Origin of the sequence: Campylobacter vicugnae, assembly GCF_002139875.1 — a bacterium.
Classification (GTDB): Bacteria; Campylobacterota; Campylobacteria; order Campylobacterales; family Campylobacteraceae; genus Campylobacter; species Campylobacter vicugnae.
Genome location: NZ_CP018793.1, coordinates 1,062,074 through 1,088,211 on the forward strand (window position 1 = coordinate 1,062,074; position 26,138 = coordinate 1,088,211).

The 26,138-nt window shown below is 32.7% G+C and carries 23 protein-coding genes; 13 read left to right on the forward strand and 10 right to left on the reverse strand.

What is annotated here, in order from left to right:
• The first annotated feature begins 49 nt into the window (after positions 1-49).
• From CVIC12175_RS05515 to CVIC12175_RS05550, 8 genes are read left to right on the forward strand one after another with little or no spacing between them, the layout of a single operon-like run.
• A complete protein-coding gene (locus CVIC12175_RS05515) occupies positions 50-1,522 on the forward strand; it encodes an amino acid adenylation domain-containing protein (protein WP_086256942.1) in 1,473 nt (490 codons plus the stop codon).
• Positions 1,515-1,742: a hypothetical protein gene (locus tag CVIC12175_RS05520; protein ID WP_086247100.1), complete on the forward strand. Its 228-nt coding sequence runs from the start codon at positions 1,515-1,517 to the stop codon at positions 1,740-1,742. The genes CVIC12175_RS05515 and CVIC12175_RS05520 overlap by 8 nt, the downstream gene beginning before the upstream one ends.
• Position 1,743: 1 nt before the next feature.
• The gene (locus CVIC12175_RS05525) at positions 1,744-2,469 is read left to right on the forward strand and encodes a hypothetical protein (protein WP_086256941.1); all 726 of its coding nucleotides are present in this window, start codon (positions 1,744-1,746) and stop codon (positions 2,467-2,469) included.
• Complete coding sequence (locus CVIC12175_RS05530; RefSeq protein ID WP_086315899.1) at positions 2,466-3,152, forward strand: CDP-alcohol phosphatidyltransferase family protein; 687 nt, start codon at positions 2,466-2,468, stop codon at positions 3,150-3,152. Before CVIC12175_RS05525 ends, CVIC12175_RS05530 begins: the two co-directional genes overlap by 4 nt.
• A complete protein-coding gene (locus tag CVIC12175_RS05535) occupies positions 3,142-3,900 on the forward strand; it encodes an SDR family NAD(P)-dependent oxidoreductase (RefSeq protein WP_086302778.1) in 759 nt (252 codons plus the stop codon). Before CVIC12175_RS05530 ends, CVIC12175_RS05535 begins: the two co-directional genes overlap by 11 nt.
• Positions 3,901-4,866 (forward strand): ketoacyl-ACP synthase III, encoded by a 966-nt coding sequence (locus CVIC12175_RS05540; RefSeq protein WP_086256938.1) that lies wholly within the window; start codon positions 3,901-3,903, stop codon positions 4,864-4,866.
• Positions 4,867-4,875: 9 nt separating this feature from the next.
• Positions 4,876-5,088: a hypothetical protein gene (locus CVIC12175_RS05545; protein WP_086256937.1), complete on the forward strand. Its 213-nt coding sequence runs from the start codon at positions 4,876-4,878 to the stop codon at positions 5,086-5,088.
• A complete protein-coding gene (locus CVIC12175_RS05550) occupies positions 5,081-5,620 on the forward strand; it encodes a GNAT family N-acetyltransferase (protein WP_086256278.1) in 540 nt (179 codons plus the stop codon). The genes CVIC12175_RS05545 and CVIC12175_RS05550 overlap by 8 nt, the downstream gene beginning before the upstream one ends.
• A 251-nt stretch (positions 5,621-5,871) precedes the next feature.
• Here CVIC12175_RS05550 and groL read toward each other — a convergent pair whose 3' ends face one another.
• Together groL and groES are read right to left on the reverse strand one after the other, a co-directional pair.
• Positions 5,872-7,509, reverse strand: a complete 1,638-nt coding sequence (gene groL, locus CVIC12175_RS05555; RefSeq protein WP_086315900.1) for a chaperonin GroEL — start codon at positions 7,507-7,509, stop codon at positions 5,872-5,874.
• Between the two features lie 14 nt (positions 7,510-7,523).
• A complete protein-coding gene (groES, locus tag CVIC12175_RS05560; protein ID WP_086247092.1) occupies positions 7,524-7,787 on the reverse strand; it encodes a co-chaperone GroES in 264 nt (87 codons plus the stop codon).
• Between the two features lie 241 nt (positions 7,788-8,028).
• Here groES and CVIC12175_RS05565 point away from each other — a divergent pair, with 241 nt between their 5' ends.
• The gene (locus tag CVIC12175_RS05565; protein WP_086315901.1) at positions 8,029-10,596 is read left to right on the forward strand and encodes an AsmA family protein; all 2,568 of its coding nucleotides are present in this window, start codon (positions 8,029-8,031) and stop codon (positions 10,594-10,596) included.
• Positions 10,597-10,606: 10 nt separating this feature from the next.
• Here CVIC12175_RS05565 and CVIC12175_RS05570 read toward each other — a convergent pair whose 3' ends face one another.
• The 8 genes from CVIC12175_RS05570 to CVIC12175_RS05605 all read right to left on the reverse strand — a co-directional run bounded on the left by CVIC12175_RS05570 (position 10,607) and on the right by CVIC12175_RS05605 (position 20,481).
• Positions 10,607-11,881, reverse strand: coding sequence for an aminotransferase class V-fold PLP-dependent enzyme (locus tag CVIC12175_RS05570; RefSeq protein WP_086256275.1), 1,275 nt, complete (start codon positions 11,879-11,881; stop codon positions 10,607-10,609).
• A 36-nt stretch (positions 11,882-11,917) separates the two neighbouring features.
• Positions 11,918-13,717 (reverse strand): ATP-dependent DNA helicase RecG, encoded by a 1,800-nt coding sequence (gene recG / locus CVIC12175_RS05575; RefSeq protein WP_086256274.1) that lies wholly within the window; start codon positions 13,715-13,717, stop codon positions 11,918-11,920.
• Positions 13,704-14,930 (reverse strand): M16 family metallopeptidase, encoded by a 1,227-nt coding sequence (locus tag CVIC12175_RS05580; RefSeq protein ID WP_086256273.1) that lies wholly within the window; start codon positions 14,928-14,930, stop codon positions 13,704-13,706. The genes recG and CVIC12175_RS05580 overlap by 14 nt, the downstream gene beginning before the upstream one ends.
• The gene (pyk, locus tag CVIC12175_RS05585) at positions 14,930-16,372 is read right to left on the reverse strand and encodes a pyruvate kinase (RefSeq protein ID WP_086256272.1); all 1,443 of its coding nucleotides are present in this window, start codon (positions 16,370-16,372) and stop codon (positions 14,930-14,932) included. Before pyk ends, CVIC12175_RS05580 begins: the two co-directional genes overlap by 1 nt.
• Before the next feature lie 101 nt (positions 16,373-16,473).
• A complete protein-coding gene (locus CVIC12175_RS05590) occupies positions 16,474-17,820 on the reverse strand; it encodes an FAD-dependent oxidoreductase (RefSeq protein WP_086256271.1) in 1,347 nt (448 codons plus the stop codon).
• A gap of 122 nt (positions 17,821-17,942) precedes the next feature.
• On the reverse strand, positions 17,943-18,911 hold the full coding sequence (locus tag CVIC12175_RS05595; protein WP_236861057.1) for an asparaginase: 969 nt from the start codon (positions 18,909-18,911) through the stop codon (positions 17,943-17,945).
• On the reverse strand, positions 18,908-20,212 hold the full coding sequence (locus tag CVIC12175_RS05600; RefSeq protein WP_086302784.1) for a DNA recombination protein RmuC: 1,305 nt from the start codon (positions 20,210-20,212) through the stop codon (positions 18,908-18,910). Before CVIC12175_RS05600 ends, CVIC12175_RS05595 begins: the two co-directional genes overlap by 4 nt.
• Before the next feature lie 59 nt (positions 20,213-20,271).
• The gene (locus CVIC12175_RS05605; protein WP_086302786.1) at positions 20,272-20,481 is read right to left on the reverse strand and encodes an alkylphosphonate utilization protein; all 210 of its coding nucleotides are present in this window, start codon (positions 20,479-20,481) and stop codon (positions 20,272-20,274) included.
• A gap of 147 nt (positions 20,482-20,628) precedes the next feature.
• Here CVIC12175_RS05605 and alaS point away from each other — a divergent pair, with 147 nt between their 5' ends.
• The 4 genes from alaS to CVIC12175_RS05625 are packed head-to-tail and all read left to right on the forward strand — an operon-like array spanning position 20,629 to position 26,136.
• A complete protein-coding gene (alaS, locus tag CVIC12175_RS05610; RefSeq protein ID WP_086302787.1) occupies positions 20,629-23,163 on the forward strand; it encodes an alanine--tRNA ligase in 2,535 nt (844 codons plus the stop codon).
• Entirely contained in the window at positions 23,160-23,657 is a 498-nt protein-coding gene (locus tag CVIC12175_RS05615; RefSeq protein ID WP_086247082.1) for a hypothetical protein, read from the forward strand. Before alaS ends, CVIC12175_RS05615 begins: the two co-directional genes overlap by 4 nt.
• A complete protein-coding gene (gene maf, locus CVIC12175_RS05620) occupies positions 23,654-24,199 on the forward strand; it encodes a septum formation inhibitor Maf (protein ID WP_086315902.1) in 546 nt (181 codons plus the stop codon). Before CVIC12175_RS05615 ends, maf begins: the two co-directional genes overlap by 4 nt.
• Positions 24,196-26,136 (forward strand): transglycosylase domain-containing protein, encoded by a 1,941-nt coding sequence (locus tag CVIC12175_RS05625; protein WP_086315903.1) that lies wholly within the window; start codon positions 24,196-24,198, stop codon positions 26,134-26,136. Before maf ends, CVIC12175_RS05625 begins: the two co-directional genes overlap by 4 nt.
• Positions 26,137-26,138: the final 2 nt, after the last annotated feature.

A 26,138-nucleotide genomic window follows, 5' to 3' on the forward strand; every position in this document is an offset into this window, starting at 1 on the left:
GTTTTGCTCTTAAAGGCTCTAACCCCCCCCTAATTACTAAGGGCGATATATGTTAAATTCAGTTGATAAGCTACTAAAACATAGCGCCCTACTTTCTCCACAAAAAGTATCATTTGTAGATTCTAATGGCTCTATTACATACTCTAAACTTGATGAGCTTAGCGATATTTTAGCTAGTAAAATTTTGGATTTAAATATACAAAAATCTCCAATTTTAATAATCTTACCAAAGGGAATTAATGCTATTATAAGCTTTTTTGCTGTGTTAAAAAGTGGTAATTTTTATACAATAATTGATGAAAATATGCCACTTGAGAGAATTAACAAAATTATACAAAAGCTAAATCCAGCCCTATTAATCACAAATAAAGATTTAAATTCGAATTTAAATTTAAAAACCATATATATAGATGAATTATCAAGCTTTAAGATCGATACAAAGATTTTAAATTCAGTCAAAATCATAGATACAGATCTAGCGTATGTGCTATTTACTAGTGGAAGTACTGGCGAGCCAAAAGGCGTAAGTATCAGCCACAAAAGCCTTATAGATTTTATTATAGCTTGTACTAATGATTTAGCTATTGATGATACTCACATTATAGCCAATCAAGCTCCATTTTATTTTGATCTTAGTGTATTTGATATATATGTAAATATCTATGCTCGTGCTACTACGCATATTTTGCCTAGTTCTATTTTTGCTTTTCCTCTTAAAGCACTTGAGTATTTACGCATTAATAATATCACTACTATTATTTGGGTTCCTAGCGTCTTAGTCTATTTTGCAAATTCCAATGCACTAAATAATATAGATCTAAGCTTAAAAATGATTATAGCTTGTGGTGAGATGATGCCTACAAAACAGCTAAATATATGGATAAAAGCTCTTAAAAACTCAACTTTTTATAATCTATATGGTCCTACTGAAACCACGCTAGCTAGCTCATTTTATAAGGTTGATAAAAAGATTAGAGATGATGAAATTTTGCCAATTGGTAAAGCTTTTAGCAATAGCGAACTTTTGGTATTTGATGAGCAGATGAATCTTATAACCAAGCCAAATTTAAAAGGTCAATTATGCATTAGAGGAACTGGTCTAAGTAGTGGCTATTATAATGATTTAAATAAAACCAAAGAAGCATTTATCCAAAATCCACTCCAAAACGCATACACAGACCTAATTTACAAAACCGGAGATATTGTCGCATATAACCAAAATGGCGATCTATTATACTATGGCAGATTAGATTCACAAATCAAGCTAAATGGGTTTAGAATAGAGCTTGGTGAGATAGAGACTGCCCTTAGCTCACATCCTGATATTTATAGAGTTGCTTGTATATTTAAAAACTCTCAAATCATCGCCTTTTATCAAAGTAGCGAGCAGATTACAAATTTAAAAGAGTTTTTAAAATCAAAACTCCAAGAGTATATGATCCCGCGTAAATTTATCCATAAATCTAATTTTACACTAAACCAAAATGGCAAAATTGACAAAGAGGCGCTAAAAAATGAGTGAAGCACAAATTCTATTAAGCGATATTGGCAGAGATGATATCAGCGAACAAGAGTTAAATTTGCTTGATGATGGAATTATAGATAGTGTTGATATCATTGCACTTGTAGCAGCTATGCAATCTAGATATGGCAAGGATTTAGATGCTAAATTTTTAAGTGCTGAAAATTTTCAAAGCATTGCTGCACTAAATAATATGATAAAAAATGCTTATGGAGTTTAAGATGAATTACAAGCAAGAGTATATCTACACGCCAAAATGCTATGAGAGCTGTGCTGGATATTGTTGCGCTGGATTTACTAATCCTAATTTTAAACTCATTCGCTCAAATTTTATAGCTTTGCCACTTTTTGATATAGAGTATCAAGAGTATCTAAAAGCTGGCGCTATAAATGGTATGGAAGCAGCCAAAAAGAGTGAAAAATTTAAATTAAAAGGCGGACAAACAATAACCCTACACTGGCTTCACTGCGATAAAAAGGGGCTTTGCAATCCTCATTCTAATCGACCATTGGTTTGCAAGCTATATCCGATTTTGCCTAAAGTTAGTAGCAGTGGTGAAATTTTAGGATTTTTTAATGGGACGATTTTTGATCTATTTTTTGATGATAAAAGCCATCCTTGCACTCTTATTAAAGAAAAAAGGTCAGCCATAGAAGATATGTTAAAATCAAATTTAACAGATCTTTTAAAAGATCCAAATTATATATTTATATTTAAAGCTGCACAAATTGCAGTAGAACATCTACAAAATTATATAAAAGATATATTTGGCACATATATCATAGATGAGATTCCACAAGATAAAGTAGCTTTATTTTGGGGAGAAGTGGAGATGGCGATGATGCTTAGAAGAGCATGGAATACTCCTAAATTTATAGATGATATAAATGAAGCTTATGAAAACATAGCCAAAATTTGGGGAGAATTTTTACCGATTGAGCCATGAAATTAGAAGAAAAATTAAAAAAATCTGATCGTTTAGAAAAACAGCCGACCTACTATATAACTGAGTATATTTATAGAGTTTTAATAATCCAGAGATTTATTTTACTTCCATTATCACGAACAAATATAACGCCTAATCAAATTACATTTTTTGGTGGATTTTGTGTGATTTGTTCATTTATCTTACTCTACTTTGGACACAATATACTTAGCGGGGTTTGCTTTCTTATGTATAGTCTAGCAGATCATACAGATGGAATGTTAGCAAGATTGAAAAATCAAAGTACTAAGCTTGGTAATTTACTTGATTATATATGCGATTATGTGGCGTGGTTTGGGCTAATTATTTTAGCTAGTTATCTTTATAATATTAGTCTATTTTGCACTATTTTTCTTATATTTGCTCTACTTTTTCATCAGCAATTTTGTAAGAATTTTATTCACACAAGACTTAAAAAACTAAAAACAATACATAGGTTTGGTCTTAAAAAATATCTTTTAAATCATGGATTTTTACTTGGTATTGATGCTAGTCTTTTAGCTTTGATTTTGGCTTTTAGTATATTTAGTACTGAATTTGAGATATCTTTTTATATACTTGGAGTAATTTATATAATAGATGCAATATATAGATCAATTGAGTTATATTTAAATTTAAAATTAGGGGGGGTAGATGGACTTTAGCAATAAAAACTATGCCATCACAGGCTCTACATCAGGCATAGGTAAATCGATAGCCAAAACTCTAGCCAAAAAAGGTGCAAGACTTTTGCTACTTGGTAGAGATAATGATAGATTAAATAAGCTAAAAAATGAACTAAATTTAATAAGTCAAGTAAGCCACCATACGGCTCTATTTGACTCAAATAATCTTAATAGCATTGATATAGCCATAGATCAATTTGCTACTAAATTTAAATTCAACGGCTTAATTCATAGCGCTGGAGTATTGCACCCATCTTTGCTTAGAGATTTAAGCATAGATAAGATGCATGAGCTAATAAATATAAATCTCTTAAGCTTCTTTGCTCTAACAAAAGCAGTATTAAAACATGGAAGATATATTAAAGATGATACTAGCATAATTGCCATTAGCTCTATGGCGGCCTTTGGCGCTGAACCTGGCCTTAGCCTATATGGAGCTAGCAAAGCAGCTCTAAACTCAGCAGCACTAAGCCTAGCTAAAGAGTATGCTAAAAAAGGAGTGCGAATAAACACCATAGCTCCACTATATGTAAATACTCCTATGTATGAGAGTTTTGCTACTAATTTTATATCCAAAGAGACTCAAAACTATAAGCTAAAAGAGTTAATGCCATTTGGATTAATAGAAGCAAGCGATGTGGCTGAAGTAGCACTATTTTTGCTTAGTTCAAACTCTAAAAAGATTACCGGTGAATGTATTAAAATAAGCTCTGGGGGGGGGTTATAGATGAAAATTGCCTACTATTTGCCTAGCGATATTATAGATAATGAATATTTTGCTAATATCGCAAAAAGTGATGAATATACCACACAAGAGATTTATAAAAAATCAGGAATCCAAACTCGCCATAAAGCTAGTGATAATGAGCTAACTAGCGACCTAGCTGCTAAGGCTGTTTTGAATTTAAGTAAAGAGTATGATATAGACCTTGGCGATATAGATACGCTATTGCTTTGCACTCAATCTCCTGAGTATCTCCAGCCAGCAACTGTCTATCTGCTTCATCATAAGCTAAATTTACCTAAAACAACAAACGCTATGGAGATAAATATAGCGTGTAGTGGCTACATTCATGGTCTATTAGTGGCTAAATCATTAATACTATCTAATAGCGCTAAAAAAGTACTGCTATGTACAGCTGATATGTGTTTTAAAATGTTTGAGCATAGCGATATGGCTCAAAGGATACTCTTTGGTGATGGAGCTAGTGCTACGATAATTGATAAGAGTAACGCTCATAAAATTGCTCAGGTGATTAGCGGTACAGATGGGAGTGGGTTTTTTAGTATGTATAAACACCATGGAGGCTATGCTAGTCCATTTAACGGTCAGGATCCAAAAGATATAGCCCTAACAATGAATGGCCCTGAGGTTTTTTTATTCACTATTAGAGAGGTACCAAATTTAGTTAGGCAAACTCTAAAGGCAAATAATTTAAACAGTGATGATATTGACTTTTTTGTCTTTCATCAAGCAAATTTATTAATTTTAGAAGCCATTACTAAATCGCTTAAACTTGAGCGCTCAAAGGTAATTTTTGATATAGAAAATATAGGTAACACATCATCATCAAGTGTGCCAATTGCCCTAAAAAGAGCCATAGAAAATGGCACTATAAAACCAGGCCATAAAGTGCTAATAGCTGGATTTGGCATAGGACTTGCCTGGAGTGCTACAATCATAGATATCTAAAGGAATAAAATGGAAACAAAAATAGCAAAATTTAAAGATGTAATAGAATGTGATGAGACTCTAACACCGCAAACCCCGCTAGACTCCATAGCTGAGTGGGACTCAATGGGTAAGATTAGTACAATTGTAATGTTGGCTGATGATTATGGTTATACACTTACATTTGATGAGTTAAAAAACCTAAGTATTGTTGGTGATATTTTGGATTTGATGAATGAATAATTTTATCAAATATGGCATTAAGATATCAAAACTAGAGTTAAAAGATATAGAGACTCTGCGTCAATGGCGTAATGATCCTAAAATATCTAAAGTAATGCTAAGTCAAAATGGCCACCATATCACTAAAGAAGAGCAATTAAACTGGTTTAACTCACTTGCAGATAAAAGTGATGCTATTTATTATATGGCTTTTGTAGATGATTTAGCGATTGGGTATTTTTGCTTTCAACAAATCAACTGGCAAAATGGTCAGGCTATTCCTGGTGAAATTATGGTAATACCAGACCATTTAGATGAAGCTAGGATTACATTTGGAGCATACTGTGCTGTATATGATATAGCGTTTGATGTTTTAGGACTTAAAGAGCTTAAGGCGTATTCTAAGCTAGAAAATAAACGCGCTATTCGTATGGCTAAGCTATTAAATTTCAAAATTACTCACCAAGATGATGAGTGCATATATTTCAAACTTAATAAAAATGATTACTATCCAATGCGAGATAGTTTAATTAGTAAATTGGGATTAAATTGATTTTATAAATCTTAGCAATTTGTAATAATATTAAATTTAATCTCAAAAGCCTATTTTAAATTATCATTTTGCTACGATTTAAATAAGCCCCTTGATATAATATTTTAAATTAGATTGTAGCATTTTATAAAATAACAATGATAATTTTAATATAAAAATATTTTAAAAATAAGATAAGATAAAAATCGTAATAAAAATATAAATATAATAAAAAATTAAATTTGACAGTCTAAAGACTGTCAAATTTGGGCTTACATCATTCCGCCCATACCACCCATACCGCCCATATCAGGCATTGCTGGCATAGCTGGTTTATCCTCTTTAATTTCGCTTACAGTAGCCTCTGTAGTTAGTAGCAAGCTTGCTACGCTTACAGCATTTTGCAGTGCTACACGCTCTACTTTAACTGGGTCTATAATTCCAGCTTCAAACATATCTACATATTCGCCACTAGCTGCGTTAAATCCATAATTAGCCTCTTTAGCAGTGCTTACAGCATTAGCTACTACACCAGCATCAAAGCCTGCATTTTCAGCAATTTGGCGAAGTGGAGCAAATAAAGCGCGTTTTACAATTTGTGCGCCGATTAACTCATCACCGCTTAGATTTAGATTTACTTTATTACCTGCTTTAATTAAAGCAGCGCCGCCACCTACTACGATGCCTTCTTCTACTGCTGCTTTTGTAGCATTTAAAGCATCATCTACACGATCTTTTTTCTCTTTCATCTCTGTTTCTGTTGCAGCGCCAACTTTAATAACTGCTACACCGCCACTTAGTTTAGCTAGACGCTCTTGAAGTTTTTCTCTATCATAATCACTTGTTGTCTCAATAATTTGAGCTTTGATTTGATTGATTCTAGCGCCGATAGAATCTTTTGAGCCTGCACCATTTACGATTGTAGTATTATCTTTATCTATTACTACTCTATCAGCTTGACCAAGATCGCTAAGAGTTGCACTCTCAAGTGTTCTGCCTAACTCTTCGCTAATTACTTCACCACCTGTTAAGATAGCGATATCTTCTAACATAGCTTTTCTTCTATCGCCAAAGCCTGGAGCTTTAACTGCTGAAATATTTAGCACGCCACGAAGTTTATTAACAACTAAAGTTGCTAAAGCTTCACCTTCTATATCTTCAGCGATGATTAATAGTGGTTTGCCAGTTTTTTGAATTTGCTCTAGCACCGGAAGTAGATCTTTTAAATTTGAGATTTTTTTATCAAATAACAAGATAAATGGGCTGCTTAATTCTACTTGCATTTTTTCTGGGTTTGTGATGAAGTATGGACTTAGGTATCCTCTATCAAACTGCATACCTTCAACTACATTTAGTTCATCATTAATTGATTTAGCCTCTTCAACTGTGATAACTCCATCTTTGCCTACTTTTTCCATAGCTTCAGCAATTAGATCACCTACGCTTGTATCGCTATTTGCAGAGATTGTAGCTACTTGAGCAATCTCTTTTTTGCCTTCTACTTTTTTAGCTACACTTTTTAACTCTTCTATAACTGCAGCTGCGAATTTATCCATACCACGTTTTACTTCGATTGGATTTGCGCCTGCTGTGATATTTCTTAGACCCTCTTTGAAAATCGCATGAGCTAAAACTGTAGCTGTAGTTGTACCATCACCTGCTTCGTCATTTGTCTTGCTAGCTACTTCTCTTACAAGACCTGCGCCCATATTTTCAATCGTATCAGCTAATTCAATCTCTTTAGCTACGCTTACGCCATCTTTTGTTATTGTAGGCGCACCAAAGCTTTTTTGAAGAAGTACATTACGACCTCTTGGTCCCATCGTTACTTTTACCGCATCGCTTAGTTTTTTAACACCAGTATATAATCTATTTCTAGCGTCATCTGCAAATATAATCTCTTTTGCCATATTTTATTCCTTTATTATTTTATAATTCCTAAGATATCTTCTGTATTTAGTACCAGATATTTTTTATCATCAAGTGTAATCTCACTACCGCTATATTTAGCAAATACAACTGTATCACCTACACTTAATCCTTCTGCTTCTTTGCTAACTGCTATAACTTTGCCTTGGCTTGGTTTTTCTTTAGATGCATTATCTGGGATAATAATGCCTGAAGCCGTAGTTTTAAGCTCTTCTTCTCTTTCTACAAGCACACGCTTGCCTAATGGCTCAAAATTCATCTCTATCCTTTCAATTTATTTGATTTTTTCTTAAAAATTAGCACTCTATATATTTGAGTGATGAAAATATATCATAATTTTATATATATGTCAAGAAATTAGAGCCAAATTTAAATAAAAATTATCAAAAACATTTAGTCAAATTCACTCAAGCTTTAAAAAATTAAGAGTTAAAATAGATAAATTTAATTTTATTAAGCTATATTTGAGTATAATTAAGCAAAATTATTAAGGAATTTACATGAGAGTTTTATACTGGATTTTAGGCGGTTTGGCCCTATTTGTGGCTATTGTTTATGCTCTACTTTTTAGTAGTGTTGGAAATAGCATATTAAAGCCCTATATAGAAAAGATTGCCTCGCAAAAAAGCTCAATGAATATCAAACTTGATGAGTTTAGATTGGCAATTAGTCATCTTGATATCACTGTGAGTGTAAATGATGCTCTAAAGGCTAGAGTTTATGGAAATTATAGCCTATTTACTCAAGAGCTTGATTTTAACTACACAGCTAGCTCAAATGATCTAAGCAGTTTTGGCGTAGATATCAAAGATGATATAAATTTAAAAGGCAAGATAGTTGGTAAGCTTAAGAATTTTATTGCTGATGGTAGTGGTAAAATAGTTGGCTCAAATTTACGCTTTGCAACTAGAATTGCCAACTTTACTCCATTAGAGTTAAAGCTAGATGCTAAATCGCTAGAACTAGCACAAATTAGTGCCATAGCTACTGGCAAATCATACATAAAAGGTAAAATGAACATAATAGCTGATATCACCAGCAAAGACTTAAGCTATAATGGAAATGCTACTTTAAATATCCCAAATGCTATAGTAAATAATGAGTTAGTTACGGCTGATTATGGGGTAGCTTTACCACAAAACTTTACAATCAAAGCAAATTCTAATCTAAATTTAAATGGTCGCACAGCTAAAGCCAAAAGTGTAATTACTACACCTGTTGGAGTTATTGCTGCTTTAAATTCAATATATAATATAGATGAAAAGACATTAAATAGCGATCTAAATTTAAATATTCCAAATTTAACTAAACTTGAGCCAATAATTGGCCAAAAATTATATGGAGAGATTACAGCTAAGGCTAATGCTAAACTAGTTGGTTCAAATTTGGAGTTTTTAGATGCTGATATTAGCGGATTAGGTGGTATGATAACAGCCAAAATGGCTAATAATGAGATAAAAGCCCAGATCAAAAAAATCAAACTAAATGAGCTTTTAAAACTTGTAGCAATGCCAGCAATTGCTAATGGTAATATCAATGGAAATGCTACAATTACGTCATTAAATGATTCTAGCAAAAGAGTTGGGGATATAAATATAGATATAAATGGTGGAGTATTTAACGCTAATGAGTTAAATAAGATGATTGGTTCAAATCTTACTAAAAATCTTACCTTTAATTCTGATATAAAAGCGAATTTAAAAGGTGATAATGCCAAATTAGATGCCAATCTAAAATCTGAAATTTTAAATATAGATAACTTAAATGCCAACTATAATCTAACTCAAAAAACTGCAAATGCCAAAGCATATGCGCTAGTGCCAGATCTTGCTAAATTAGGTGCTATCTCAGGAACTAAAATAAATGGTCAAATTGCTCTAAATGCAGATATAGCAGCTGATCTAAATAATCAAAAAATGCCACTAAAAAATGCAAATATAGATATAAAAGCTATGGATGGGATAATTAGTGCAAATATAGATAGCGGCAAATTAAAAGCTAAAATTCAAAATATCCTAGCCCAAAATCTATTTTTGATGATAGGACAAAAACCACTACTAAGTGGCAAACTAAATGGTGAGTTAAATCTAGACAGTATCGATATAGCAAATCTAAATGGCAAAGGCCAAATCAAACTAGAAAATGGCGTGCTTAATTCAGCTAATTTAAAAGAATTAACTGGTAAAAATTTTCCACAAAATACTACGCTAAATGCACATATCAAACCGACATTTACTAATTCTACTGTACATTTTGCTACTACAATTGATTCAAATTTAGCTACTGTGGATAAATTTGATGGGAGTTATGATATTAATAAAAATAGCCTTGAAGCCATATATAGTGCCAATGTACCAGATCTAAATAGGCTTGAGTTTTTAACTGGAATGAAGCTAAATGGTAGCCTAAATCCAAGTGGAAAAATCTCTATAAATGAGAATATAAATGCTACATTAAATAGCGATTTCATCGGTTCAAAGCTAAAAATAGATATAGTAGATAATAAAACAAATTTGACTTTACCATCATTTGAGATTACAAATCTTTTAGAATTTTTAGATTTTGAGCCATTTTATGAAGGCAAAGCTACACTTAATGCTAACTACAATCTAAATAATTCAAAAGGTGATTTTAAAGCTGATATTGCCAATGGCCAATTAAGCAAAAATGGACTAACAAATCTAATTAGCGCTACAATCCAAAAAGATATAACAAATGAGGTCTATAAAGATGGATATCTAAAAGGGATAATAGATAAAAATTTAATTAATTTCGATGCCCAACTAAGCTCACAAAGATCTGATATCAACATCACATCAGCGAGCCTAGATACCGCCACAAAAGCTATAAATATCCCAATTAAAGCCAATATAGAAAAAACTGATATAGATGTAGTAATTGGCGGTACAAGCAGCGATCCAAAATATACAATTAGCTCGAACTACCTAAAAGATAAGCTCTCAAAAGAGATTGATCGTGGGCTAAATAAACTATTTAAAGGCGATGAGAACAAAAGCAAAGATACAAAAGAGTTAATAAACGGCCTTCAAAATTTATTTACCCGTTAAGGCTCTTAGATCAGGTTAGAGATTTTCTAGCCTGATCAATTGCACTTAATAGATAATCTACATCATCATCGCTATGAGACCAATGAAGGCTAACTCTTAGCCAACCTGGCTTAAAGCTTAATGGCTCATCATCATTAAGGCCAAGCAGATCATGTCCATACGGTCCAGCACACGAACATCCAGCACGGCTTTGAATTCCAAATTTATTACTTAGAGTTTGAGCCAAATCAAATGGAGAGATACCTTTAATATTAAAAGCAAAAATAGCAAGTCTTTGCATATTTTTTGGAGCGTAATTTATCACACCTTTTATATTTGCTAGACCTAATTCAAATTTATTCATTAGATTTATCTTTTGCTCATTTATAAACTCTAATCCAATCTTATTTCTAAGCTCAAAAGCCAAATATGCACGAATCAACTGAGTAATAGCAGGAGTACCAGCATCTTCTAGCTGCTCAATATCATCTAGATAATGCACACTTTTTTTACTCACATAGCTTACTGTTCCACCAGCAGAAAATGTAGGTAAATTTGAGCTAAATAGAGATTTTCTAATAGCCAAAAGCCCACAACTTCCTACTCCACCAAGTAGTTTATGTGGTGAGATAAATATCGCATCACATAAACTACTATTTACATTTTCATATGCTATCAAACTTGAAGCATCAATAGCAATCACAGCTTTATATCTTCTTGCTACACGGTGTAATGCGTTAATATCAGTTTTTATTCCAGTTACGTTTGAAGCTGCACTTATACTAATTATAATCTTTCTATTTGCATTGATTTTTAAAATTTTATCTAGTTCTCCCCAGTGCAAACCGCCATCTTTTGCTAAAGGGATTCTTACTACTTCGCACAATCCTGCTCTATAACTAATCTCATTACTATGGTGTTCATACGGCCCTACAATTACAAGTGGCAAGGATTTTTTAATAGTATCAAAATCAATATTTAAAGCCATTTTAGTTGCTGGTGGAATATAAATCCCCATTATCTCTTGAAATTTCTTAATAGCCGCACTACTGCCCTGCCCGCATGGCAAAAGAACAAAATCACTTTGTAAATTTAAAAATTTTTTTATTCCAGCTCTTGCATTTTCGTAGTAGTTTGTAGTAATATTTGAACACTCGCTACACTCACTATGAGTATTAGCGTAAGTTTGCAAAATACGCTTTATCTCATCTTCAATAGGTAAATATCCAAGCCCACTAGCTGTCCAGTCAAAATAGTAAATTCCATCTTTTAATATTATATTTTGGCGAATTTTATCTATATTCAATAGTTTTTCCTAGATTTTTATATAATTATACTAAATTTAGCTCAAACCTGCTTTAAAAGCTGCTAGTCTATCTTTGGCTTTTTGCGTTATATCTTCATCCATATCATAGTATTCAAATGTCGCACCATGCTGTATCGTACCATCTAAAATATCTCCAGCTTGGCGGTTTTTTAAATCTATTTGAGCTACTATAAAACCATCAAGAGTTTGAGCAAATTCCTTAAGCCTACTTGGAATTGTAGCAAGCTTAGTGTATAGATAGCACCAGCCTTGCCCGCCATGCCTGCCAACTCTACCACGAAGCTGATGTAAAGAAGCAAGCCCTAACTTCTCAGCACCTACAATTACAATAGTAGATAGCTTTGGCAAGGAGATTCCAACCTCTACAATTGTAGTAGCAAGCAATATATTGCCATCATTTGCAAACTGCTCTAAAACCTCATCTTTTTGCTTATCTTTACCATGAGTTACATAAACTTTTTCAAATTTATTTAACCAAAATGGCGCAGCTGCGCTTAGGCTTTGATAATTGCTTACTTGACTATCTTCTACAAGCGGATAGACAATTATAGTCTGCTTATTTTGCTTAATTTGCGATTTTATATGCTCTAAAAGAGCGTTAAATCCGCTATTTTGAATTATTAATGTTTTAATATGTTTAGTAAATGGAATTTGTTTTAAAAAGCTAAAACTAACCAGTTCAGACTCAATAAGACAAAGCGTTCTAGGAATTGGAGTTGCACTAAATTGCAAAAAGTGCGCCCGAAAATTCTCATTACGAGTTAATTCATCTATCTTTTGGCGTTGTATTGAACCAAACCTATGCTGCTCATCAATCATTATTAAAGTACTTTTTGGTAACTCTTGATATAAAAGAGCGTGTGTGCCAATTATCAAATTTGCCTCTTCTAGTTTAGCATTTTTTAAGCCTTTTTTGAGATACTCTATCTTCATAAAGCTTGGCAAAAGTTTAAGTGCTTGATTATAAAGCTGAGTAGCTAAAACAGTAGTAGGTGCCATTAATATAGATCTATTTGGGTAATTTAGCAACGCAGCACCTAAAATCACCAAGGTCTTACCACTACCTACATCACCCATTATAACACGCTTTGCTGCTATGCTTTTGCCCAAATCCAATCTAATATCATCAATAGCTTTTAGCTGATCATCTGTAGGAGTAAATGGCAAAGTCTCTATCCAAGATGTAATATCATAAGGCTTAATAGCACTAGCTTTAAAAAGAACCTTTTTAGCACTTAACTTTTTAAAATAGTTAAAAATTTCAACAAATTTTAAAAGCTCTAATCTTTTACTATCTAAATTTAAAACTCTATAAATTGCCTCATCGCTAAGCTCATGCAAAGCTAAAATTTCTCTAGCTTCATCATCATTAAGACCTTGAGATTTTAAAGATTCAATATTTAGATATTTTTTGATTAAATTTTGAATTTGATTATCTTTTAAATCTCTTTTATAGTGTGGGATAATCTCTCCGACTTTGGTTATAATTTTTGGATTGCTAAATTGCCAAACTCCATTATATATCGTGCTTTTACCATGAATATATAAGGTTTTTCCGCGTTTAAATGATGAATAATGCCACGACCTAGCATTAAAAATTACGATACTAACATCGCATTTCCATGAAATACAATAGGCTAATATATTAAGTGTAGTTGGACGAGTAACTAATGATTTTACCTCAATCTCAACGCTATTTTCGCCTATATTTGGCTCATTTTTGACTCTTTGGTCATCATAGCTTTTAGGCAAGATTAAAGCTAGGTCCAGCAAACTTGCAATACCTAGCTCTTTTAATTGGCTATTTTGACTCATTATACAAACAAGCGATGCTAAGCCTATTTATATCTTTTAGGCTAGATATAAACTCATTTAATATATTTAATTCTAAACTCTTAATACGCTCTAAATTCAAATCAAACTCACCAAGTTCATAACCATAATAGTACTCTTTTTGTGCTATTGATAGTCGCTTAAATAGCGTCTCTTTACTAAGAGGTTCGCTGCCAAGCAAGAAATTTCTAGCAGCTTCAAGCTCTTTTTGCGTTGCGCCATTTTGAACAAATTTAGATATTTCATCTTTTATTAAAAATATCGCCTCATCTTTATTCTCATTTTTAGTTTGCAAGTAGCCATTTAAAGCGTTATAGCTAAGATTTAAATTTGCTGAGCAATATACGCTATATGCTAGTCCTCGCTTTACACGGATTTCCTCCATTAATCTAGAACCAAAACCACTACTACCTAAGATAAACATCGCTACACTAAGCTTATATTTATCTTCTATATTATAGTTTAATGGTGAGCCAAAATATATATATGCTTGTTGGCTTGGTTTATCGATTATCTTTAAGCTCTCACTATCACTTACTGTGATTTTATTTAGCTCTTTTTTCTTACCGCTATTTAATACCTCACAAAGTTTATCAAATTTAATATTTATTGGATCTATATCTCCGCCTAAGACAATAAACATATTTTCAAGATTTAAATTTGATCTTATAAACTCTTTAATATCATCGAGCTCAATCTCTTCTATACTTTGTGGAGTTCCAATACTTGGTATAGCTAGGCGTGAGTTTGGATACAATATCTCTTTTAAAGCGTTGCTAGATTGATAGTCATAATCGCTGCTATTAGAGGCAATTATGCCTAAAGCTTGTGTTTTTAGCTTTTTTAAGATATTTTTATCATAGTTTGGATCAGCAAGCAAATCCAAAAGCATATTAAAACCATATTCAAAATGCTCACTTAAGCTCTCTAGCCCAATCTCAAATGTCTCAAATCCAGCATTTGCGCTAAGCATAATAGCTCTCATATCAAGAGCTTTATTAAACTCATTACTACCAAGCTTTTTTGTTCCTTCGCTTAGTAGCTCTGCAGCTAGTTTGGCTACTCCATATCTCTTTTCAACGCAAGTTCCAGCTGTTTTAAATACTAGCTTTAAGCCAACAATAGGCAATTCACGGCTATGTTCGTAGATTAAAGTTACATCATTATTGGCTATTTTTAAATTTAATTTTTCCACTATTTTACCTCATTTAGATAATACTCTATTTGATCTTTTCTTAAAATTCTTATATAGTTTGTGCTTCCTATCTTTCCAGCTGGATAGCCTGCTGTAAGCGTATAAGTAGATTGATAATCTATCAATCCAGCATCTTTTAACCCTTTTATTGTATTAGCTAGAAGTAAATTTAACTGATTTTGCGGGATAACTAAACTTGGAGTAACGCCCCAGACAATAGTAAGACTTCTAGCCACATTTTCATCATGTGTTACAGCTATAATTGGCATTTGAGGACGATTTCTTGCCATTTTAATTGCACTTGAACCACTACTAGTAATAGAGATAATAGCATTTGCTCCAATTCTTTGAGCTAGATGTGAGCTAGCACTTGCTACCATATCAGTCTCATCGGTAAATTCAAACTCATCAAATTTACCATATGGATAAATAGATTCACTTTGCGATATTGTCGCACTCATAGCCTTAACCACTGCTACTGGATTTATACCCACTGCACTCTCTTCACTTAGCATAACTGCATCTGTTCCATCTAAAACAGCATTTGCTACATCGCTAATCTCAGCTCTAGTGGCACTTTGGCTCTTAGCCATAGAAAGCATCATTTGAGTAGCTGTAATAACTGGGCGGTTTGCGGCATTGGCTTTTTTGATTATTAGCTTTTGAATACTTGGAACCTTATAGTATGGCACTTCAATTCCTAAATCTCCACGCGCTACCATAATACCATCGCTTGCTTCTATAATATGATCAATATTTTCTACTGCATCAAATTTCTCTATTTTAGCAAATACCTTAGCACTTGAGCCAAACTCTTTTAATATAGCCTTAGCATTTATAATATCATTTGCATTTTGCACAAAACTTATAGCGACAAAATCTACTCCATTTTGCGCACCCCAAAGCATATCATCTCTATCTTTTTGAGTAATAACATCAATATTTAGTTTAGTATTTGGGAAATTTACCCCTTTATTTGAGCTTAGTATGCCATCATTTTCTATTACAGTTTCAATCATATCTGGCAGACATTTTACTACCTTTGCCTTAATCATTCCATCATATAAATATATATATTCACCCTCTTTTAACAAGGATAAAATTTGAGGCTGATTTATGCTAAGTTCATAAATTTCTCCATTTTTATGGCCAATTATGCTATCTTTTAATACATTTAATCTATCTCCAGCTTTTAACTCAAATGGCTCTTTTAAAGCTCCAACTCTAATCTTTGGCCCACAAATATCTTGCAAGATTCCAACTCTTATACCAAGAGAATTTGAAGCCTCTTTTATCTTATCAATTGTGGATTTATGATATTCATGTGAGCCATGTGAGAAATTTAGCCTAAATACATTTACACCCTCTTGGATTAGTGATTTTATAACATCTATGGAGTCGCTAGATGGACCTATGGTTGCTACTATTTTAGTTCTTTTCATATTTGCTCCTAATTTTTGCAAATTATATCAAATTTAAGAATAAATTTTAAAAATTTTTAAAGCGTGGAGTTTAGGAATTAGGCGGATTTCTCCGCCTAGTATTAGTCAAATAGCTCTTCGTTTAGCTTAGCTTCATTAAAGTTTTTACCTAGATATTCACATATTTCACGTACATCTCTTAAGGCATTGCCAAGACAGCTTGTCGCACCTGGACTTGGAGTCATATTAAAGATAATACCGGTTTTTGGATTGATACTTGCCTCGCCTAGCATTAGCTTTTTCTCAGTTTTATTTAAAACTTGAGGACGAACGCCACCAAAACCTTTAGCATATACTATATCGCTAGTTTGAAGGCTTGGTACGATTTTTCTAGCATCTTTTACAAATAATTTTTTATTTATATATGGCACCTCAAAGGCAAAATTACGCAAGATATAATTGCGAATTTCACTATCTTTGAATAGATCAAACAAGATACCTGCTATAGTTAAATCAAAATTTAGAGTCTTACAAAAGTCAAGGAAGCTACCCCAATTATCATGATATCTTTCTAGTTTTGGTAACGCTAAAGCCGTAGGGCCAAATCTTGTACAACCATCGGCTAAGATATCTGGATCTCCATGTAGTGCTGCAAATGGTAGCTTAGGATTTTGAACCATATAAACCTTACCATTTAATAATTTTTTCTTAGTCAAATAGAAACTTCCAGCTACAGGCAGACAGCCAAAGTCTAGACCATAACCCATCTTATGAGCTAGATATAATGAGTGAGCACCAGCATTTACCACTACAAAGTCAGCGCTAATTGATAGACCATTTGCTGTTTGAATATAATATTTATCTCCATTATGAATAATCTCATCTACTCTTGAATTTAGATATACATCACACTCGCCGCCCTCTTTTTTAGCATTTTCTACAAATGTAGTTGTAAATGCACCATAATCTACTGTGGTATATTCGCCACTTTTTACACCCATACCAACTACATTTTCAGCTCTATGAGTACCATCACTATTTAATATAATTTTTGGTTCGATTTTAGCTAGTTCAGCCTTATCATAAAACTCTAAATATGGATAAAGCTCTTTAAATTCCTCATATCTATTTTTAATATACTCTACCTCAACATCGCCAACGCCAATTGCCATTTTTTGGCCATCAAACATATATTTACCTTGATAGCCGTGTTGCAAACCATATTTTACTACCATTCTAGCAGTTTTGCTTACTTTTTGAGCTTTTTCAAATGTATAGTTTGTCTCTATATCACCACAATGTACAGTCTGCGAATTAGCAGTTCCTTTTGAATTTAGCGTAGCAAGACCACCATATTTTTCTACTAACGCAATGCTTTTAATATCTGTATATCTTGCCAATTCATATAGTAGCGCACCGCCACTGATACCGCCACCGACTATCACCACCTCGTAGTGTTTTTCTTTCATCCTTTAACTCCTAAGACATTTTTTGAATTCTGTAGTATATATTAATAAAACTTAAAGATAACAAAAGAAAAATAGTAAATTACAATATTTATAAATTTATCAGTTTAAAAAATCAAATTTATCTAATAAATATCAAAATTATCTCTAATTTTCTCAATATCTTCTTTGCTGCTAAGACTAAGCATTAAAAGCACTCTAGATTTTTGTGGATTTAGTGAATCACTAGCTATAAATCCAAGCTCAGCAAAATCCAACTCGCTACCATTTATTACTCCACCATTTACACGACTTGATATTACTACAACTACTTCATTATCTCTAGCACTTTTTAAAAATTTTAGCATTTGAGGGCTTAGATTACCATTACCTAAGGCTGCACACACTATGCCTTTTATAGCATTAGATTTATAAAGCGTTTCAATTTTAGCCCCAGCATAATCATAAAGTATATCAACTCTTGGTAAGATATCTGGGTTAAATTTGCTTTGTAATGTGTGTTGTCTTAAGCTTTTGGTATAGAATTTAACTTTGCCATAATGTACTATTCCACATTTACCACAATTTGGCGAACTAAATGCATTTAGTGCTATTGTATCCATCTTGCTAACTTCTCTAGCAAGATGAATCTCATCATTTATCACCACTAATACGCCCATACCAGCACTCTCATCAGCAGCAGCCACACTAATAGCATTATATAAATTCATAGCCCCATCGCTACTAAGCGAATTATGACTTCTCATAGCAGCACTCATCACCACTGGCTTATGACTTTTAATAGTTAAGTTTAAAAAATATGCACTCTCTTCAAGCGTATCAGTGCCATGTGTTATTACTATAGCATCTACTTCATTGCTGCTTAAAAGCTCATTACATTTGCGTACAAGCTCTAGCCAAATATTTTCATTCATATTTTGTGAGCCGATATTGCAAATATCAATCCCACAAACTTTGGCTATATCTTTAATCTCATCAAAACTATCTAAAATATCATTAATATCTATTTTACCACTCTCATATTTACCGCTTAATGAGCTTGTGCTACTCCCTGCTATTGTGCCACCAGTGGCTAAAACTACTATTTTTTTCACGATCTATATTCTATCTCATCATCATTTGTAGCATATGGCAAACTCTTAGTGGTTTTGGCTCCGAGTTTTTTTAGATTTTCAAATTTGCTTATTAAATTTCCACGCCCTTGATATAGAGTGGTTTTACCATCTTCTATTATCTTATTCATAGCTATTATTTGATTTTCTAATCTCTCATAGTTTTTAATAAATACATCAAATTTATCATATATCTTACCAGCTTCATTAAATATCTTCATTGCATTTTCATCGCTTTTTAGATTTTGCCAGCAGATATAGACAGTTTTTAACGCCATAAGTAGCGTAAGAGGAGTAGTGATGAATATACCTCTTTCATAAGCATATTCATAAAGGCTACTTTGAGCACTAAGAGCTACAAAAAGCATATTATCATTTGGTATAAACATAAAGACATACTCATAATTTTTATTATCCAAAAATGCATAATTTTTTGAGCTTAGATTATCTATATGATTTTTAATATCCTTAGCTAATGCTTTAGCATAGTTCTCTTTAGACTCCTCATCTTTAGCATTATGATACTCATTATAGTTAATCAATGAGCATTTAGCATCTATTATTGCTCTTTTATTCTCATCAAATTTAACCACAGCATCTAGATATTTTTGGTTACCATTTTCATCTTTGCAAGATACTTGCTTTTCATAATTTACACCTAAAATAAGGCCACTGCTTTGCAATACGCTATCAAGCTGAATCTCACCCCAATTTCCTAATATTTTTTTATTACTTTTTAGTGCATCGGCTAAATTTTGTGCTTGTAACATTACCCCTTTTGTTTCGCTTTTTAGATTTTCAAAATTTACTTTAAAAGCACTATTTATCTCTAAATTAGACTTTTGGTATTTGCTTATTTCATCTTTTAATGGAGAGATTAGACTCTCTAAAATCTTAGCTGAACTTTCAGTTAGCTCTTTGCTATTTAAATTTAGCAAATTCTCACTCATCTGCTTAGTTTTTAATTCAAAATACTCTCTAGTTTTATTATCAAGCTCATCTTGACGCTCTTTTAGCTCAATATTTGCCTCATTTGCACTCTTTAGCTTTGTTGATAACTCTGCGATCTTTTGAATATTTTCAATATTTTTTTCTTGCAATATCTTATTTTCATCTTTTATGCTATTTAATTCTTGTTCTTTTGTGCTTAGATTTAGACTTGTATCATTAAGTTTTTGCCCCAAAGTAGCCAACTGACTCTGCTTTTTAAATAGTATAATACTAAGCCAAATACAAATAGCAGCCACAACTGCAAAAAGAGCGCTTAAAATTTCAATTATCATAATAGAGCCTTAATTAAGAATAAAGCCTAGATTTCTAGGCTTATTTAGAATAAATTTAATTAGATTTTCTTTAAAAATTCACACTTTAGCACTACTGTGCCAACGCCATTCATCTTGCACTCCACCTCGCTATCTTTGCTTGTTAATTTTATATTTTTAATTGTTGTACCACGCTTAATTGTGCTACTAGCACCTTTTACCTTTAAATCTTTAATAACTGTAACGCTATCACCTGCATTTAGCTCTGTTCCGTTTGAATCTTTTGCCATTAGATATCCTTTAGTTAAATTAATCCAAAAATTATAGCTAGTTATTGCTTAAATTTCATAATTTAAATATAAAAATTTATATAAAATTTAGTAAATTTAGTAAATTTATGATACAATCTAGCCATTTTTTTAAAATAGGGAAAATCTATGGATATTAGAAAAGAGTATTTAGAATTTTTTAAAAGTAAAGGACATGAGGTTATAGCCTCATCTGCACTAGTACCAGATGATGCAACTTTATTATTTACAAATGCCGGAATGGTTCCATTTAAAAGCATATTTACTGGAGATGTACCACGCCCTACCCCGCCAATCCGCACAAGTTGCCAAACTTGCATTAGAGCTGGAGGCAAACACAATGATTTAGATAATGTAGGCTATACAGCTAGACACCATACATTTTTTGAAATGCTTGGTAATTTTAGCTTTGGTGAGTATTTTAAAACTGAAGCAATTGCCTATGCTTGGGAATTTGTTACTGAAGTTTTAAAACTACCAAAAGATAGATTATATGTAACTGTGCATGAAAATGATGATGAAGCTTATGAAATTTGGCAAAAACACATCCAAAAAGAGAGAATCTATAAATTTGGTGATAAGGATAACTTCTGGGCGATGGGTGATACTGGCCCATGTGGTCCATGTAGTGAGATATTTTATGACCAAGGTGCTGAGCATTTTAATAGTGATGAAGACTATATGGGTGGCGATGGTGATAGATTTTTAGAGATTTGGAATTTAGTATTTATGCAATTTGAAAGAAGTAGCGATGGGACTATGACTCCTTTGCCAAAACCTAGCATTGATACAGGTATGGGGCTTGAGAGAGTTACAGCTATTAAAGAGGGTAAATTTAGCAACTATGATAGTTCGTTATTTATGCCACTTATCAACGAAGTAGCTAAGATTGCAAATTTAACCTATGAATATGAAAGTGGTGCAAGCTTTAGAGTTATTAGCGATCATATTAGATCGGTTGTATTCTTGCTAGCTCAAGGTGTAAATTTTGATAAAGAAGGTCGTGGATATGTCTTAAGAAGAATCCTAAGACGAGCTTTAAGACATGGCTACTTACTTGGAATTAAAGAACCATTTATGTATAAACTCGTAGATAAAGTAGTAGAGTTAATGGGTGGCCACTATGAATATCTAAATGAGAAAAAAGAGTATGTAAAAGAGCTAATCAAACTTGAAGAAGAGAGATTTTTAGCTACTATTGCTGCTGGATTAGATCTATTTAATCAAGAGCTTGCTAAAACTAAAGATATCTTTAGTGGCGAAGTAGCGTTTAAGCTTTATGATACTTATGGCTTTCCATTAGATCTAACTGCAGATATGTTAAGAGAAAAAGGCTTAAGTGTAGATGCTATTAAATTTGATGCTTTAATGAATGAACAAAAAGCAAGAGCAAAAGCTAGCTGGAAAGGAAGTGGCGATGCTGCTAAAGAGAGTGGTGATTTTAAAGTTTTACTTGAAAAATTTGGTGAAAATGAATTTATCGGATATAGTAGCTTAAACTCTACTAGCAAGGTTTTGGCTCTACTTGATAGCGAATTTAAAATTACTAATGAGTTAAAAAGTGGTCAAGATGGCTATATAATGCTAGATCGCACTCCATTTTATGCACAAAGTGGTGGGCAATGTGGAGATAGTGGAGAGATAAATAGCAATCCAGTATTAGATACTAAAAAATATTTTGGTCTAAACTTAAGTCAAATTCACACAATATCTCAAATAAAAACAGGTGAAATGGTGGAGTGCAAAGTAAGTCCAAATAGATTAGAAATCCGTCGTCACCACTCAGCCACACACCTACTTCACGCAGCGCTTAGAAGCATTTTAGGCTCACATATATCTCAAGCTGGAAGTAGCGTAGAGGCTGATAAATTAAGATTTGACTTTAGCCATCCAAAACCTGTAAGTAGTGATGAGTTAGCCCAAATTGAAAAATTTGTAAATGACCAAATTCAAGCTGGTGCAGCTGCAAAAGTAGAGATAATGGATATAAACTCAGCCAAAAATAGTGGTGCTATAGCACTCTTTGGTGAAAAATATGGCGATAAAGTTCGAGTACTCACCCTAGGTTGTTCAAAAGAGCTATGCGGTGGTACTCACGTAGAAAACATCAATGAGATTGGAAGTTTCTTTATCATCAAAGAAAGTGGCGTAAGTGCTGGTGTAAGACGCATTGAAGCAGTTTGTTCAAGAGCGGCACTAAATTATGCAAATGAATTAAGAAATGAGCTAGAAGAGATTAAAACTAGCCTAAAAGGTGCAAACCCAATTGCTGCTATTGCTAAATTAAAAGATGAGATAAAATCTCTTCAAAATGAGATAAAAAATGCTACTTCATCAGTAGAGCTAAGCTCTAAGCTTATAAATGGAGTAAATGTAGTTGTAGGTGAGTTTAATGGCGATATAAAGGCAAAAATTGATGAGATAAAAAATAAATTTGATAGCGTTGTAATATTTTTAGCTAGTGCTAAAGATGATAAGGTAATGCTAGCAGCAGGAGCTAAAAACTGCAATATAAAAGCTGGAGAATTAGTAAAAGCGATCGCTCCAATTGTAGGCGGAGGCGGAGGCGGTAGAGATGATTTTGCTACTGCTGGGGGAAAAGATATAAGCAAAATATCAAACGCCCTAAAAGAGGCTAATCAATTAATAGAGAATAAACTTTGAACACACTAAATAGTGCCTTTGCAAGGCTTGATCAAATAGCACCTTTTATGCATATTAGCATAGCGGTGCTATTTATTGCTTTAGAGATTACGGTTGTAGTTTGCGGACATTACTGCTTTAGAGATATTGAACAAAATCCCCATCGTTATAAACTAATCTTAAAAGAATTTAATAAGTTTTTATTTATTGCTTTAGCAATGGTTGGATTTTTATTATTTAGTGGGATATATATGTCTTATAGTAATTATTTTCCTATAGGCGATCCGATGGTTGAGGCTATTGTCAAAACCAAAATTGCAATACTTATTTTTATCTGTGCAAATATTGCTTATATTTGGTATAAATATCATCAAGCTAAAGGGGCGTTTATAAAAGATGATATGCTAATGAGTCATGAAAATTTAATTCTTATAATATATTATTTTACCCCTTTAAATATTGTATTATCGTTTATTAATATATATCTTGGTGTAACATTTAGAGGATTTTTATGATAGTTTTAGCATCAAGTTCTGCTAGTAGAGCTTTGATTTTACAAGAGTATAAGATAGAGTTTATTCAAGTTTGTATGGAATATGATGAAGATTTTGATCCAAATTTGCCACCGGCTAAATATGCTATGAGCGTTACAAACCATAAGGCTAAGCAATTTTTTGATAATTTTAAAGATAAATATGATCGAGTGCTATTTGCCGATAGCAGCGTAGCGTGTCAAGGAATAATTTTAGGTAAAGCAAAAGATCAAGAGCATGCTAGATATATGCTAGAACTTCAAAGCAACACTCTAACAAGCGTATATACAGCTATGAAATTTGTCAGTCGTAAAATTACAATTGATATGCTTAGTGTCGCAAGTTATAAATTTAGCAAATTTGATAAAAATGATTTAGATAGTTATATCGTAAGCAATTTATGGAAAGATAAGGCTGGAGCAATGATGATAGAGGGATTTAACAAAAAATATATCGAGCAAGAAACTGGCAACAAACCCACAGCTATGGGTCTAGATATTATAAATTTAAAGGCATTTTTATGAAATATATTTTTAATCTACTTATACTTATAGCTCTAGGCGGTATAGCTGGAATTATATATTTTTATTCACAAATCAAAATAGATATATCAAAAATTGTAGATTATAATCCAAAACTTACAACACATATATATGATAGAAATGGGGATTTAATTGCCTATATCTTTGATGAAGAAAATAGACAATACGCTAAATTTAACCAAATTCCGCCACGCATTATAGAAGCACTCATTGCTATAGAAGATACTGCATTTTTCGAACATGGCGGTATCAATTATGAGGCTATTTTTAGAGCAGCTATTAAAGATATTCAAGCTATGGCACTAGTTGAAGGTGCCTCAACTCTAACCCAACAACTAGTTAAAAATATGCTATTAACAAGAGAGAAGAAATTTACTAGAAAACTAAAAGAGGTGATAATTTCTTATGAGGTTGAACATAAGCTAACAAAAGAGCAGATAATTGAACGCTATTTAAATCAAGTCTATTTTGGCCATGGATATTATGGGATTAAGACTGCTGCGCTTGGATATTTTAAAAAAAATCTTGATGAGCTTAGCTTAAAAGAGATATCTATACTAGTGGGCCTACCAAAAGCACCTAGCAGCTATGACCCTACAAGGCACCTAGATCTATCGCTATCAAGGGCAAACAGCGTACTTCTAAGAATGCATAATATCGGCTGGATAACTACTAAAGAGTATCAAGCTGCTATAAAAGAGACGCCAAAAATCTATGATCAAACCCTAACCCAAAACAAAGCTCCATATCTAGTAGATGAGACCATAAAGCAGTTAGCTCCACTCTATCCTGATATACGATATGGTGGATATAAAATCACTTTAAATGCTGATTTAAAAGTACAAGAGATAGCACAAAATGCACTTAAATTTGGCTATAACGAAATCCTAAAACGAAATAAAGACGCAAATACCACAGTATTAAATGGCGCAATGATTGTTACTAATCCTACAAATGGAGATATACTAGCTTTAGTAGGTGGTGTAGATTATGCTAAAAGCAACTTTAACCGTGCTACACAAAGCTCTCGCCAGCCTGGTTCTAGTTTTAAACCATTTATATATCAAATTGCTTTAAACCAAGGATTATCCCCACAAAGCAAAATAGCTGATATATCTAGAATTTATGAAGGAGTAAATAAAAATAATAAAGAAGATCAAGACTGGAAGCCTAAAAACTTTAGTGGTAATTTTAAAGGCTTAATCACTTTAAATGATGCATTAAAACAATCGCGTAATCTTGCTACAATAAATCTTTTAAATTCTATTGGGCTTGATGTAGTTCAAAGGGATTTAGAGGATTTTGGTTTTAAAGATATTCCTAATAACCTATCAATTGCACTTGGAAGCTTTGGAGTTAGTCTTATGGATTATAGCGAACAATACTCGATATTCCCAGGACTTGGCACTAAACATGAGACTAGACTAATTAATTTAGTGGAAGACAAAAATGGTGAAGTATTTACATTTGAACCAAAAAGTAGCCAAATCATAAAGCCAGAACAGGCCTATTTGATGGTTAAAATGCTTCAAGATGTTGTAAATAATGGAACTGGTCGTTCAGCAAAAGTTGAAGGGATTGAACTAGCAGGAAAAACCGGAACTACAAATGAGAGTGTAGATGCTTGGTTTTGTGGATTTGCACCAGAAATTCAAGTCTTAATTTGGTATGGAAACGATAATAATACTCCAATGAGATATGTAGAAGGCGGATCTAGGACAGCTGCACCAGTATTTAAGCAATTTATGCAAGAGTATATAAATGAATACCCACAAACTAAAAGAGAATTTGATATGCCTCCTGGTGTATATCGTAAAGTTTATAACGGAGTAGATGCATTATATACTACTACCTCGCCTTTACCAAAAGAACAAAATAATATCCTAGAAAAGCAAGATAGAGAAGGGATAATATTCTAATT

Excerpts from the sequence above, each read along its gene's own strand:
- CVIC12175_RS05520 (WP_086247100.1), top strand. The coding sequence starts at position 1,515 with ATGAGTGAAGCACAAATTCTATTAAGCGATATTGGCAGAGATGATATC.
- maf (WP_086315902.1), top strand. The coding sequence starts at position 23,654 with ATGATAGTTTTAGCATCAAGTTCTGCTAGTAGAGCTTTGATTTTACAA.
- CVIC12175_RS05625 (WP_086315903.1), top strand. The coding sequence starts at position 24,196 with ATGAAATATATTTTTAATCTACTTATACTTATAGCTCTAGGCGGTATA.
- CVIC12175_RS05525 (WP_086256941.1), top strand. The coding sequence starts at position 1,744 with ATGAATTACAAGCAAGAGTATATCTACACGCCAAAATGCTATGAGAGC.
- CVIC12175_RS05540 (WP_086256938.1), top strand. The coding sequence starts at position 3,901 with ATGAAAATTGCCTACTATTTGCCTAGCGATATTATAGATAATGAATAT.
- CVIC12175_RS05605 (WP_086302786.1), bottom strand. The coding sequence starts at position 20,481 with ATGGCAAAAGATTCAAACGGAACAGAGCTAAATGCAGGTGATAGCGTT.
- alaS (WP_086302787.1), top strand. The coding sequence starts at position 20,629 with ATGGATATTAGAAAAGAGTATTTAGAATTTTTTAAAAGTAAAGGACAT.
- CVIC12175_RS05545 (WP_086256937.1), top strand. The coding sequence starts at position 4,876 with ATGGAAACAAAAATAGCAAAATTTAAAGATGTAATAGAATGTGATGAG.
- pyk (WP_086256272.1), bottom strand. The coding sequence starts at position 16,372 with ATGAAAAGAACTAAAATAGTAGCAACCATAGGTCCATCTAGCGACTCC.
- CVIC12175_RS05535 (WP_086302778.1), top strand. The coding sequence starts at position 3,142 with ATGGACTTTAGCAATAAAAACTATGCCATCACAGGCTCTACATCAGGC.
- CVIC12175_RS05565 (WP_086315901.1), top strand. The coding sequence starts at position 8,029 with ATGAGAGTTTTATACTGGATTTTAGGCGGTTTGGCCCTATTTGTGGCT.
- CVIC12175_RS05515 (WP_086256942.1), top strand. The coding sequence starts at position 50 with ATGTTAAATTCAGTTGATAAGCTACTAAAACATAGCGCCCTACTTTCT.
- groES (WP_086247092.1), bottom strand. The coding sequence starts at position 7,787 with ATGAATTTTGAGCCATTAGGCAAGCGTGTGCTTGTAGAAAGAGAAGAA.
- CVIC12175_RS05550 (WP_086256278.1), top strand. The coding sequence starts at position 5,081 with ATGAATAATTTTATCAAATATGGCATTAAGATATCAAAACTAGAGTTA.
- CVIC12175_RS05530 (WP_086315899.1), top strand. The coding sequence starts at position 2,466 with ATGAAATTAGAAGAAAAATTAAAAAAATCTGATCGTTTAGAAAAACAG.
- recG (WP_086256274.1), bottom strand. The coding sequence starts at position 13,717 with ATGAGTCAAAATAGCCAATTAAAAGAGCTAGGTATTGCAAGTTTGCTG.
- CVIC12175_RS05590 (WP_086256271.1), bottom strand. The coding sequence starts at position 17,820 with ATGAAAGAAAAACACTACGAGGTGGTGATAGTCGGTGGCGGTATCAGT.
- CVIC12175_RS05600 (WP_086302784.1), bottom strand. The coding sequence starts at position 20,212 with ATGATAATTGAAATTTTAAGCGCTCTTTTTGCAGTTGTGGCTGCTATT.
- groL (WP_086315900.1), bottom strand. The coding sequence starts at position 7,509 with ATGGCAAAAGAGATTATATTTGCAGATGACGCTAGAAATAGATTATAT.